Source organism: Streptomyces sp. SAS_281 (genome assembly GCF_052542855.1).
In genome coordinates this window covers 80,716-92,946 of sequence record NZ_JBMNDO010000005.1, presented here as the reverse complement: position 1 = coordinate 92,946, position 12,231 = coordinate 80,716, and the positions used below count along the sequence as shown (strand labels likewise).

At 72.0% G+C, this 12,231-nt stretch carries 10 protein-coding genes; 8 read left to right on the top strand and 2 right to left on the bottom strand.

Features of this window, described 5'->3' with window-relative positions:
* Window positions 1–114 precede the first annotated feature (114 nt).
* Entirely contained in the window at window positions 115–1,554 is a 1,440-nt protein-coding gene (gene obgE / locus ACN6LM_RS03845) for a GTPase ObgE (protein WP_445063836.1), read from the top strand.
* A gap of 77 nt (window positions 1,555–1,631) precedes the next feature.
* Here obgE and ACN6LM_RS03840 read toward each other — a convergent pair whose 3' ends face one another.
* Window positions 1,632–3,854 (bottom strand): bifunctional glycosyltransferase/CDP-glycerol:glycerophosphate glycerophosphotransferase, encoded by a 2,223-nt coding sequence (locus ACN6LM_RS03840; RefSeq protein WP_445063835.1) that lies wholly within the window; start codon window positions 3,852–3,854, stop codon window positions 1,632–1,634.
* Between the two features lie 190 nt (window positions 3,855–4,044).
* Between ACN6LM_RS03840 and galE the strand changes: the two genes are divergently transcribed.
* The 4 genes from galE (at window position 4,045) to rfbD (ending at window position 8,312) form a co-directional block, all read left to right on the top strand.
* Window positions 4,045–5,016 carry a UDP-glucose 4-epimerase GalE gene (gene galE / locus ACN6LM_RS03835; protein WP_445063834.1) on the top strand — a complete coding sequence of 324 codons (972 nt, stop codon included), beginning with the start codon at window positions 4,045–4,047 and terminating at the stop codon, window positions 5,014–5,016.
* A gap of 277 nt (window positions 5,017–5,293) precedes the next feature.
* The gene (locus ACN6LM_RS03830; protein WP_445063833.1) at window positions 5,294–6,364 is read left to right on the top strand and encodes a glucose-1-phosphate thymidylyltransferase; all 1,071 of its coding nucleotides are present in this window, start codon (window positions 5,294–5,296) and stop codon (window positions 6,362–6,364) included.
* The gene (gene rfbB / locus ACN6LM_RS03825; protein WP_445063832.1) at window positions 6,361–7,350 is read left to right on the top strand and encodes a dTDP-glucose 4,6-dehydratase; all 990 of its coding nucleotides are present in this window, start codon (window positions 6,361–6,363) and stop codon (window positions 7,348–7,350) included. Before ACN6LM_RS03830 ends, rfbB begins: the two co-directional genes overlap by 4 nt.
* A complete protein-coding gene (gene rfbD / locus ACN6LM_RS03820) occupies window positions 7,347–8,312 on the top strand; it encodes a dTDP-4-dehydrorhamnose reductase (protein WP_445063831.1) in 966 nt (321 codons plus the stop codon). The genes rfbB and rfbD overlap by 4 nt, the downstream gene beginning before the upstream one ends.
* Here the strand turns inward: rfbD and rfbC are convergent.
* Window positions 8,231–8,884 carry a dTDP-4-dehydrorhamnose 3,5-epimerase gene (gene rfbC, locus ACN6LM_RS03815; protein WP_445063830.1) on the bottom strand — a complete coding sequence of 218 codons (654 nt, stop codon included), beginning with the start codon at window positions 8,882–8,884 and terminating at the stop codon, window positions 8,231–8,233. The genes rfbD and rfbC overlap by 82 nt on opposite strands.
* A 214-nt stretch (window positions 8,885–9,098) precedes the next feature.
* On the opposite strand from rfbC, the gene proB reads away from it, so the two are divergent.
* The 3 genes from proB (at window position 9,099) to ACN6LM_RS03800 (ending at window position 12,212) form a co-directional block, all read left to right on the top strand.
* Window positions 9,099–10,205: a glutamate 5-kinase gene (proB, locus tag ACN6LM_RS03810; protein ID WP_361018294.1), complete on the top strand. Its 1,107-nt coding sequence runs from the start codon at window positions 9,099–9,101 to the stop codon at window positions 10,203–10,205.
* A gap of 141 nt (window positions 10,206–10,346) precedes the next feature.
* Window positions 10,347–10,847 carry a hypothetical protein gene (locus tag ACN6LM_RS03805; RefSeq protein WP_445063829.1) on the top strand — a complete coding sequence of 167 codons (501 nt, stop codon included), beginning with the start codon at window positions 10,347–10,349 and terminating at the stop codon, window positions 10,845–10,847.
* 81 nt (window positions 10,848–10,928) lie between these two features.
* Window positions 10,929–12,212, top strand: coding sequence for a glutamate-5-semialdehyde dehydrogenase (locus ACN6LM_RS03800; protein ID WP_445063828.1), 1,284 nt, complete (start codon window positions 10,929–10,931; stop codon window positions 12,210–12,212).
* The last annotated feature ends 19 nt before the right edge of the window (window positions 12,213–12,231 follow it).

Genomic DNA, 12,231 nt, shown 5'->3' with positions numbered 1-12,231 from the left:
TGACGTGGAGGCGGACCTCACTTCCCGAGAGGGGAAGTGGGTCCGCCTTTCGCGTGTTGCCCTTACGGGGGCGAGCGAAGTTTTTCCGCAGGTATGCAACTGGAGGTTCCACCCATGACCACCTTCGTGGACCGCGTCGAACTGCATGTCGCCGCGGGTAACGGAGGCCACGGCTGTGCCTCCGTTCACCGTGAGAAGTTCAAGCCGCTCGGCGGCCCGGACGGCGGCAACGGCGGCCGCGGCGGCGATGTGACCCTGGTCGTCGACCAGTCCGTCACCACGCTCCTCGACTACCACCACCACCCCCACCGCAAGGCCACCAACGGCCAGCCCGGCGGCGGCGACCACCGCACCGGCAAGGAGGGCCAGGACCTGGTCCTGCCCGTTCCGGACGGCACCGTCGTCCTCGACCGCCAGGGCAACGTGCTCGCCGACCTCGTCGGCCAGGGCACCACCTTCGTCGCGGGCCAGGGCGGCCGCGGCGGCCTCGGCAACGCCGCGCTGGCCTCCGCCCGGCGCAAGGCCCCCGGCTTCGCGCTGCTCGGGGAGCCCGGCGAGTCCCGCGACATCGTCCTGGAGCTCAAGACCGTCGCCGACGTGGCCCTCGTGGGCTACCCGAGCGCCGGCAAGTCCTCGCTGATCTCGGTCCTCTCGGCCGCGAAGCCGAAGATCGCGGACTACCCGTTCACCACCCTCGTCCCGAACCTGGGCGTGGTCACCGCCGGCGAGACGGTCTACACCATCGCGGACGTCCCCGGCCTGATCCCGGGCGCCAGCCAGGGCAAGGGCCTCGGCCTGGAGTTCCTGCGCCACGTCGAGCGCTGCTCGGTGCTCGTCCACGTGCTCGACACGGCGACGCTGGAGTCCGACCGCGACCCGGTCTCCGACCTCGACATGATCGAGGAGGAGCTGAAGCTGTACGGGGGTCTGGAGGACCGGCCCCGCGTCGTCGTCCTCAACAAGATCGACATCCCGGACGGCCAGGACCTCGCGGACATGATCCGCCCCGACCTGGAGGCGCGCGGCTACCGCGTCTTCGAGGCGTCGGCCGTCGCCAGGACCGGGCTCAAAGAGCTGTCGTTCGCCCTCGCCGGCATCATCGCCGAGGCGCGCGCCGCCAAGCCGGTCGAGGAGGCCACCCGCATCGTCATCCGGCCCAAGGCCGTGGACGACGCCGGGTTCACCGTCACGCTGGAGGAGGACGGCATCTACCGGGTGCGCGGCGAGAAGCCGGAGCGCTGGGTGCGCCAGACCGACTTCAACAACGACGAGGCCGTCGGCTACCTCGCGGACCGGCTCGCCCGGCTCGGTGTCGAGGACCAGCTGCGCAAGGCCGGGGCCCGGGCGGGCGACGGCGTTGCGATCGGCGCCGAGGACAACGCGGTCGTCTTCGACTGGGAGCCGACGGTGACCGCCGGTGCCGAGATGCTGGGCCGCCGTGGCGAGGACCACCGCCTGGAGGAGCCGCGTCCGGCCGCGCAGCGCCGCCGCGACCGCGAGGCGGAGCGCGACGAGGTCGCCGAGGAGTACCGGGACTTCGACCCGTTCTCGTAGAGCACGACAACGACCGCGGGGCCGGGTCCCTTCCGCCGTTCGGAAGGGGCCGGGCCCGCGGTCGTCTCTCCGGACCCTCAGACCTGGGCCGACACCTCGGCGGGGGAGGGGGCCGGGGTGCGCTCGGCGAGCGGGACCACCGGCAGCAGGGTCTCCTCGCCCAGGAACACCTTGCGCACCACGCGCTCGGCGGCCCGCCCGTCGTCGTAGTCGCAGTACCGCTCCCGGAACACCGCGCGCAGCGCGGCCGCCTTCTCGTCGCACCACTCCTTCGAGCCCAGGATCTCGGTCAGCCGCTCCTGGGTCGTCGCGACGGCGCCCGGGGGCTCGGCCATCAGGTCGAAGTAGGTGCCGCGCACCACCCGGTAGGTCTCCCAGTCGTCCGCGTGGATGACGATGGGACGGTCCAGGTTCGCGTAGTCGAACATCGCCGAGGAGTAGTCGGTGATCAGGGCGTCGGCGGCCAGGTAGAGCTGTTCGACGTCGCCGTGCGCGGAGACGTCGATGATCCGGCCCCCGGCCTGGAGCTCGGCCAGCCGGCCGGTGGGCTTGTAGAAGTAGTGCCCGCGCACCAGCAGGGTGACGTCCGGGCCCAGGTCCTCGGCCAGCTTCGACAGGTCGAGCCGGGGTGCGAACGACTTCTCGTACTCGCGGTGGGTCGGCATGTACAGGAAGGCGGTCGTGCCGTCCGCGAGGCCCAGCTCCCGCCGGGCCGCCACGACGTCCGCCGCAGTGGCGTTGACCAGCACGTCATTGCGCGGGTAGCCGGTCTCCAGCGTCTTGTACCGGCAGGGGTAGACCCGCTCCCAGACGGTGGTCGAGAACCGGTTGGACGACAGGCTGAAGTCCCAGCGGTCGCACCGGCGGAGCAGCTTCTCCATGTCCATGTTGGTGGACGCCGGGTACTGCGCCTGGTCCAGGCCCATCGTCTTCAGCGGGGTGCCGTGATGGGTCTGGACGTGGATCTGCCCCTCGCGCTTGACGATGGTGTCGCCGAAATTGACGTTGTTCGTCAGGTACTTGGCGCGGGCCATCACCGCCCAGTACTCGCGTGAGCCGACGATCACCTTCTCGACGCCCTCGGGCACCCGGTCGCGGTGCTCGGCGCGCACCGCCCAGACCCGGCGGACCTGCGGCGCGAGCCGGCCCAGCTCGGCCTCGATGGCCGCCGGGTTGCAGGAGTAGCCGCGGCCCCAGTACGCGGAGAACACCGCCAGGTTCTCGTCGACCGGCAGCCGCAGCTGCGACCGGTAGAACATGCCGAGGGCGGCGCGCTTGGCCCGGCCGATACGGGCCTGCCCGCCCAGCCGCGCACGGTGGCGGACGTTGTTGGCGCGGGTCAGACCGAAGAACGCGGAGTACGAGTCGACGCCGAGCAGCGCGTACTTGTAACCGCGCCCGCCGGCCGGCCGCTCGAAGCCCTCCGGGAGCCGGGCGCGGTAGTCCTTCGCGGCCCGGTGGAAGAACTCGGCGCGCGCGTTGCGCGGCAGCCGGCCCGGCTTCTCCAGCACGGTCAGGAAGTGGTCGACCATCTTCCGGAACAGCGCCGGGTGCCAGGAGGCGAGGTCCGGCCGCTCGTCCAGGAACGCGAACACCCGGTCGTACTGGTCGAAGACGTCGAAGTGCTTCCGGCTGACCGTGCGCAGGATGTTGCCGCCCTCACGCCGCTGCCGGTACATCACGCAGGAGCGGTCGAGCACCGCGATGGTCTCCGCCGCGATGAGCGAGCTGTACGTCCACGGGGCGTCCTCGTAATAACCCGGCGGGAACTGGAATCCGTGCCGGGTGACGAAATCACGGCGGTACGCCTTGTTCCACACGATCTGGAGCAGGTCCAGGAGCTGTGGGCGCTCGGCCAGCGAGAAGACGGCCGGGCCGTCCTCGGTCATCAGGTCGGTGCGCTTGTTGCGCAGCAGCCGCCCGTCCCAGTAGGTCCGGGTGTAGTCGTAGACCAGGATGTCCGGGTCGCCGGTCGCGTCCAGCCGGGCCGCGATGGCCGACAGCGAGCCGGGTGCCAGCGTGTCGTCGCTGTCCAGGAAGAGGACGTAGTCACCGGTCGCCCGTTCCAGACCCGCGTTGCGCGCACGGCCCAGGCCGACGTTCTCCGTGAGGTGCAGCACACGCAGCCGGTCGTCGCGGGCCGCGTAGGTGTCGAGGATCGCGCCGGAACCGTCCGGGGAGCAGTCGTCGACGCCGATGACCTCGAAGTCGGCGAAGTCCTGCCCGAGCACGGAGTCCAGACACTCCCCGATGTACCCCTGCACGTTGTACGCAGGCACGATGAGTGTCAGTCGAGGCATCGTCCACCAGTTCCAGAGGGCTGCCCGCAAGGGCTTTACGAGGGGCGCGGTCGGACCGTGCGACAGTGGTCGGCGTCCGGCACCCGGACAGCGTAATTGATCGTCCCGGCCGCCTCCCGGGGGTGCCGGGGACCTTCCGCGTAGGGTGGAACGCCGACGGGGCACAGCAGCTGACAGGAGACGCACGAACATGACCTGGATGGTTACGGGTGGGGCGGGATTCATCGGCGCGCACGTGGTGCGCGCGATGGTCGCCGGTGGTCAGCGGGTGGTCGTGTTCGACGACCTGTCGACCGGCAGCGCCGACAAGGTGCCCGCGGGCGTTCCCCTGGTGACCGGCACGGTCCTCGACCGGGAGGCCCTGGACGCCGCGATCCGTGAGCACGGGGTGACCGGTGTGGTGCACGTCGCCGGCAAGAAGCAGGTCGGCGAGTCCGTCGAGCGGCCCCTGTACTACTACAAGGAGAACGTCACCGGCCTGGAGGTCCTGCTGGAGAGCATGGTCGCCGCGGGCGTCGACCGGCTGGTGTTCTCCTCGTCGGCCGCCGTCTACGGCATGCCCGACGTCGACCTCGTCACCGAGACGACCCCCTGCGCGCCGATGAGCCCGTACGGCGAGACCAAGCTGGTCGGCGAGTGGCTGATCCACGCCGCGGCCAGGGCCCACGGGCTGCGCGCCGCCTCGCTGCGCTACTTCAACGTGGCGGGCGCCGCCTCGCCGGAGCTGGCCGACGCGGGCGTCTTCAACCTCGTCCCGATGGTCTTCGAGCGCCTGGAGGCCGGCGAGGCCCCGCGCATCTTCGGCGACGACTACGACACGCCCGACGGCACCTGCATCCGGGACTACATCCACGTCGAGGACATCGCCTCCGCCCACCTCGCCGCCGCCCGCCGGCTGGAGGAGGCGGAGGCCGGTACGGACCTCACGCTGAACATCGGCCGCGGCGAGGGCAGCTCGGTCCGCGAGATGGTCGACCGCATCCTCAAGGTCACGGGCAACGAGGACGCCGCCGCCGAGGTCTCCGCCCGCCGCCCCGGCGACCCGGCCCGGGTGGTCGCCTCCGCCGAGCGCATCCGCGAGGAGCTGGGCTGGTCGGCGCGGTACGGCGTGGACGAGATGATCGAGTCCGCCTGGCAGGGCTGGCGCCTGCGCCACCCGTAAGCACGCCCGCACGAAGGGCCCGGCCCGCTCCACGAGAGCGGGCCGGGCCCTTCGCGTACGGCGGGGCGGTCCGGGTTACGGAGGACCGTCACTTTTCCCCCTGATATAGCGTTAATGGCCGTTTTGTCGCGGAAGATGCGCGGGAAGCTCAGTAAGGTCCCCTAGGGCGTGTTTCGAAAGTAGCGCCGTCCGCCCGCCCGGCAGGCGGGACTTTCGGAACACGCCCTAGGTAGCGGCCCTGCGGCCGCCGTCACATCTCATCGTGGGGGCAGGAACTGTGAAGGCTCTCGTACTTTCCGGTGGGGCCGGCACCCGGCTTCGTCCCATCACCCATACCTCGGCGAAACAGCTGGTGCCGGTGGCGAACAAGCCGGTGCTGTTCTACGGCCTGGAGGCCATCGCGGAGGCCGGCATCACCGAGGTCGGCATCATCGTGGGCGACACCGAGGAGGAGATCCGCGCGGCGGTCGGCGACGGTTCGCGCTTCGGCATCGACGTCACCTACATCCGGCAGGCCGAACCCCTCGGCCTCGCCCACGCGGTCCTGGTCGCCCAGCGTTTCCTGGGGAACGACGACTTCGTGATGTACCTGGGCGACAACTTCATCGTCGGGGGCATCGCGGACCTGGTCGAGGAGTTCCGCGCGGACCGGCCCGACGCGCAGATCCTGCTGACCCGGGTGCCCGACCCGACCTCGTTCGGCGTCGCGGAGCTGGACGGGGACGGCAGGGTGGTGGCCCTGGAGGAGAAGCCGGAGCACCCCAAGAGCGACCTCGCGCTCGTCGGCGTCTACCTCTTCACCCCGGCCGTCCACGAGGCCGTCCGCTCGATCCGCCCCTCCTGGCGCGGCGAGCTGGAGATCACCCACGCCCTCCAGTGGCTCATCGACCGTGAACGCGATGTGCGCTCCACCGTCATCCGCGGCTACTGGAAGGACACCGGCAACGTCACCGACATGCTGGAGGTCAACCGGACCGTGCTGGAGGGCGTCGAGCCGTGCACCGACGGCGCGTACGTCGACGGCGAGAGCGAGATCATCGGCCGCGTGCTGATCGAACCGGGCGCCCGGGTCACCCGCAGCCGGATCGTCGGGCCCGCCGTGATCGGGACCGGGTCGGTGATCAGCGACGCCTATGTCGGCCCGTTCACCTCGGTCGCCCAGAACTGCCGCATCGAGGACAGCGAGATCGAGTACTCCATCGTCCTCGGGGGCGCCTCCATCGACGGGGTGAGGCGCGTGGAGGCCTCGCTGATCGGCCACGACGTCGAGGTGACGCCCGCGCCCCGCAGCCCCTCCGCCCACCGACTCGTCCTCGGCGACCACAGCAAGGTGCAGATCTCCTCATGACCGGTACGCGCATCCTCGTCACCGGAGGCGCCGGCTTCATCGGCTCCCACTACGTCCGTACGCTGCTCGGCCCGGACGGCCCCGGCGACGTCTCCGTCACCGTGCTCGACGCCCTCACCTACGCGGGCAACCCGGCCAACCTGGACGAGGTCCGGGGCCGTCCCGGCTTCGCCTTCGTACACGGCGACATCTGCGACGCGGAGCTCGTCGCGCGGCTCATGGCCGGGCACGACCAGGTGGTGCACTTCGCCGCCGAGTCCCATGTGGACCGCTCCATCGACGGCGGCGCCGCCTTCGTGCGTACGAATGTCGTGGGCACCCACACCCTGGTCCACGCCGCGTACGAGGCGGGCATCCGCACCTTCGTCCACGTCTCCACCGACGAGGTCTACGGCTCGATCGAGGAGGGTTCCTGGACCGAGGAGGAACCCCTGGCGCCCAACTCCCCGTACTCCGCGTCCAAGGCGTCGAGCGACCTCATCGCCCTGGCGTACCACCGCACCCACGGCCTCGACGTGCGCGTCACCCGCTGCTCCAACAACTACGGGCACCACCACTTCCCCGAGAAGGTCATCCCGCTCTTCGTCACCAACCTCCTGGAGGGCCGGCCCGTCCCGCTGTACGGCGACGGCGCCCATGTCCGCGACTGGCTGCACATCGACGACCACGTCCAGGGCATCGAACTCGTCCGCGCCAAGGGCCGTCCCGGCGAGGTCTACAACATCGGCGGCGGCACCGAACTCTCCAACAAGGAGCTCACCCGGCTGCTCCTGGCGGCGTGCGACGCCGACTGGGACACCGACGTGGTCCACGTCGAGGACCGCAAGGGCCACGACCGGCGGTACTCCGTCGACTGCGCCAAGATCCGCGAGGAGCTGGGATACGCGCCCCGCAAGGACTTCGCGGAGGGCCTCGCCGAAACCGTCCGCTGGTACCGCGAGAACCGCTCCTGGTGGGAACCGATCAAGGAGAGGGCCGCCCTGTGAGGCCGCGCTGGCTGGTCACCGGGGCCGGCGGCATGCTCGGCCGGGACCTGACGGCCGCTCTGGCCCACGAGGGCGCCACCGTCGTCGCGGCGGACCGCGCGGCCCTGGACATCGCCGACCCGGCCGGGGTCCGCGCCGTGTTCGACGCCCACCGGCCCGCCGTCGTCGTGAACTGCGCCGCCTGGACCGCCGTGGACGACGCGGAGAGCCGGGAGGCCGAGGCACTGCGCGTCAACGGCGCCGGACCCGCCGTCCTCGCCGACGCCTGCCGCGCCCACGGCAGCCTCCTGCTGCACGTCTCCACCGACTACGTGTTCGCGGGCGACGCGGACCGGCCGTACCCGGAGGACGCCCCGACCGCCCCCCGCGGCGCCTACGGCCGCACCAAACTGGCCGGGGAACGCGCGGTCCTGGAGACCCTCCCGGACACGGGGTACGTCGTGCGTACGGCCTGGCTCTACGGCGCGGGCGGCGCCAACTTCGTCCGGACGATGATCAGGCTGGAGGCCGTCAAGGACACCCTCGACGTGGTGGACGACCAGCGCGGACAGCCCACCTGGACCGTCGATCTCGCGTCCCTGCTGGTCCTGCTGGGCCGCGCCGCGCTCGACGGCACGGCCCCGGCCGGCGTCTACCACGGCACCAGCGGCTCCGCGACGACCTGGTGCGGCCTGGCCCGCGAGGTCTTGCGCCTGCTGGGCGCCGACCCGGACCGGGTCCGGCCGGTCAGCAGCGCCGCCTTCGCCCGGCCCGCGCCCCGGCCCGCGTACAGCGTGCTCGCGCACGACCGCTTCCGGGCCGCCGGGATCGACCCGGTCCGCGACTGGCGCGAGGCGCTGCACGCGGCCTTTCCCGCGCTCCTCGCCGCCGAACGCCCCGGTCAGCGCCCGGCCGGGCTGAACGTCGGCCGGCCGGACCGGACCCCCGGGACCGCCGGACCGTCCGCGCGCAGCCGCGCGTAGTACGCCTCGCACGCCGCGTACGAGGGCAGCAGCCCGCGCTCCTCGGCCTCGGCGAGCTTCGGGGCCGAGGCGTCCTTCGGCGAGAGCAGCGGCGCGATGTCCGCGGGCCACTCGATGCCCAGGTCCGGGTCGAGCGGGTCGACGCCGTGCTCCCGCTCCGGCGCGTACCCCTCGGAGCAGAGGTACAGCACGCACGCGTCGTCGGTCAGCGCCATGAACCCGTGCCCGAGCCCCTCCGCGAGGTAGACCGCCCGGTGGTCGGTGTCGTCCAGCCGGACCGCCTCCCACCGCCGGTACGTGGGCGATCCGGTGCGTACGTCCACGATCACGTCCAGCACCGCGCCCCGCACGCACTTCACGTACTTCGCCTGGCCCGGTGGCACGTCCGCGAAGTGGATCCCGCGCAGCGTGCCCCGCCGCGAGCTGGAGAAGTTGGCCTGCGCGAGCCCCAGCGTGTGGCCGGCCGCCGCCCCCAGGTCCGCGGCCCTGAACCACTCGTGGAAGCTGCCTCGGCCGTCCGGGAAGACCGTGGGCTCGTGCACCCAGGCCCCGGGAACGGAGAGCCGGCGCATGCGATCACATCCTGTTCGCAGTCCGCGGGGCCTCCTGCCGGCCCCGGTGTCTCTGCCCAACGAGTCCGAGGACCGAACAGACACGGAACGGGACATAAGGCGACGAAAAGGTTTCCACGGTGCGGAACGCGAAGGCGCCGGATTCCGCTCTCGCGTAGATTGCGGGGTCCAGCGAGCGAATGCGGGGGACCGGGTGTCAGGGGCAAGGCAGGGCGTGACGGAAGCCCGCAGGATCGTGGTCAAGGTCGGTTCCTCCTCCCTCACCACCGCCGCCGGCGGCCTCGATGCCGACCGCGTCGACGCCCTGGTCGACGTACTGGCCAAGGTCCGCGACGGCGGCGAACGCGAGGTCGTCCTCGTCTCCTCCGGCGCCATCGCGGCCGGACTCGCCCCGCTCGGACTGCACCGCAGGCCCAAGGACCTGGCCCGCCAGCAGGCCGCCGCCAGCGTCGGCCAGGGGCTGCTCGTCGCCCGCTACACCGCCTCCTTCGCCCGCTACGGCATCCGCGTCGGCCAGGTCCTGCTCACCAGCAACGACACCAGCCGCCGCGCCCACTACCGCAACGCCTACCGCACTCTGGACCAGCTCCTGGACATGGGCGCGCTGCCCGTCGTCAACGAGAACGACACCGTCGCCACGGACGAGATCCGGTTCGGCGACAACGACCGGCTCGCCGCCCTCGTCGCCCACCTGGTCCGCGCCGACCTGCTGGTCCTCCTCTCCGACGTGGACGGCCTCTACGACGGCGACCCGAGCATCCCCGGCACCACCCGCATCGCCCAGGTCACCGGCCCCGCCGACCTGGCCGGGGTCAGCATCGGCAGCGCGGGCAAGGCGGGCGTCGGCACCGGCGGCATGGTCACCAAGGTGGAGGCCGCCCGGATCGCCACCGCCGCCGGCATCCCGGTCGTCCTCACCTCCGCGAGCCACGCCGCCGACGCGCTGGCCGGCCGCGACACCGGCACCTACTTCCACCGCACCGGCCGCCGCTCCGCCGACCGGCTCCTCTGGCTCGCCCACGCCTCGACCCCGCGCGGCTCGCTGACCCTGGACGACGGGGCGGTGCAGGCCGTCGTGGAGCGCCACAGCTCACTGCTGCCGGCCGGGATCGCGGCGGTCGAGGGTGAATTCACCGCGGGCGACCCGGTGGAGCTGCGCGACCTGCGGGGGCGGCCTGTGGCGCGCGGGCTCGTCAACTTCGACGCCAAGGAGATGCCGCAACTCCTCGGCCGCTCCACCCGGGACCTCGCCCGGGACCTCGGACCCGCCTACGAACGCGAGGTCGTACACAGGGACGATCTTGTCCTCCTGCACGGCTGACGCCCCCCGAAACGGCTGAAAGTCCGGCCTTCGGACCGAGACCTTCACGAAAACCGCCCCAGACCGGGCCGCGGGCTGGTCCACTTTGTAGCAGGGAAACTGCGGGGTACAGCAAAAGCAACACATCACAGGAGGCCGCCGGTGAGACGAGCGCGCCCGGGGGCGCCGCCCCGAGGAACGGGTGGCCGCACCCTGACCAGTGTGGGAGCGGGGGCCGGCTTCGACGGGAGCGGGCCCGCGGACCGGAGGGACGAGCGCCCCGCCCGGCCGGAGCCGAGACCGGCCGGCCGGGAGCACACCCCGTCGAAGCTGTGGCACGTCACGCTCTGCGTCTCCGGGAACGAGTTCCCGCTGAAGGAGGTCAGGCGCGGACTCGAACAACTCGCGCACGACCACCCCTTCCTGCTGACCAGCCGTTACGCCAACGACCACGCGGAGATCCGCTACTGGGAGGAAGCCCGCGACCTGCACGACGCGGCGGCGGTGGCCCTGCGGCTGTGGGGCGAGCACCGCTCCACAGCCGGCCTGCCGCCCTGGGCGATCGTCGGCCTCGAAGTCATCGACCGCGAGACCTACCACCAGCGCGTCGCCGAGGGATACGGGCCGCCTCCGGCCGCCCCGGTCGGCGTCCACCCGTACTGACCCGGCCCCGCCGGTGGAACGGCCGTCTCGCATCACGGGATGCGTGCGGAATGCCCGCAGGGTGCGCATTACTCTGCGGGCATGACCACGCTCTCGCCGTACGACAACATGTCTCCCGTGGCCCAGGCCGCCTACCGGGCCCGCTCCGCCGCCGCCGACATCGCGCCACTTCCGCGCGCGGCGAAGGACGACGCCCTCCTGGCGATCGCCGACGCGCTGGAAGTACGGACGAGCGACATCCTCGCGGCCAACGCCGAGGACGTGGCGCGCGCCCGTGAGGCGGGCACCAGCGAGTCCGTCGTGGACCGGCTGACCCTCACCCCGGAGCGCATCCGCGCCATCGCCGCCGACGTACGGCACGTCGCCGCCCTGCCCGACCCGGTCGGCGAGGTGGTGCGCGGCTCGACCCTGCCCAACGGCATCGACCTCCGCCAGGTCCGGGTGCCGCTCGGGGTCGTCGGGATCATCTACGAGGCCCGGCCCAACGTGACCGTGGACGCCGCGGCCCTCTGCCTGAAGTCGGGCAACGCCGTCCTGCTGCGCGGCTCGTCCTCCGCCTTCTCGTCGAACACCGCCCTGGTGCGGGTGCTGCGCGACGCCGTGGGCGGCTCCGGACTGCCTGCCGACGCGGTGCAGCTGGTGCCGGGCGAGAGCCGTGACTCGGTGCGCGAGCTGATGCGCGCCCGGGGCCTCGTGGACGTGCTCATCCCGCGCGGCGGCGCCTCGCTGATCCGCACGGTGGTCGAGGAGTCCACCGTCCCCGTCATCGAGACCGGCACCGGCAACTGCCATGTGTACGTCGACGCGCAGACCGACCTGGACATGGCCGTGGAGATCCTGGTCAACTCCAAGGCCCAGCGCCCGAGCGTCTGCAACGCCGCGGAGACCCTGCTCGTCCACAAGGACGTCGCCGACGCCTTCCTGCCGCGCGCCCTGGACGCCCTGGCCGAGGCCGGCGTGACCGTGCACGGCGACGAGCGGGTGCTGGAGTACGCCGAGGGCTCCAAGGCCACGGTGGTGGCGGCGACCCCGGAGGACTGGGAGACCGAGTACCTCTCGTACGACATCGCGGCGGCCGTCGTGGAGTCGCTGGACGCGGCCGTGGCGCACATCCGGCTCTGGTCCTCCGGCCACACCGAGGCCATCGTGACCACCTCGCAGGCCGCCGCCCGCCGCTTCACCCAGCTGGTGGACTCCACCACGGTGGCCGTCAACGCCTCGACCCGGTTCACCGACGGAGGCCAGTTCGGTTTCGGCGCCGAGATCGGCATCTCCACGCAGAAGCTGCACGCCAGGGGTCCCATGGGCCTGCCCGAACTGACGTCGACCAAGTACATCGTCACCGGCGACGGCCACGTGAGGTGACCCGGTGACAGGCGAATGC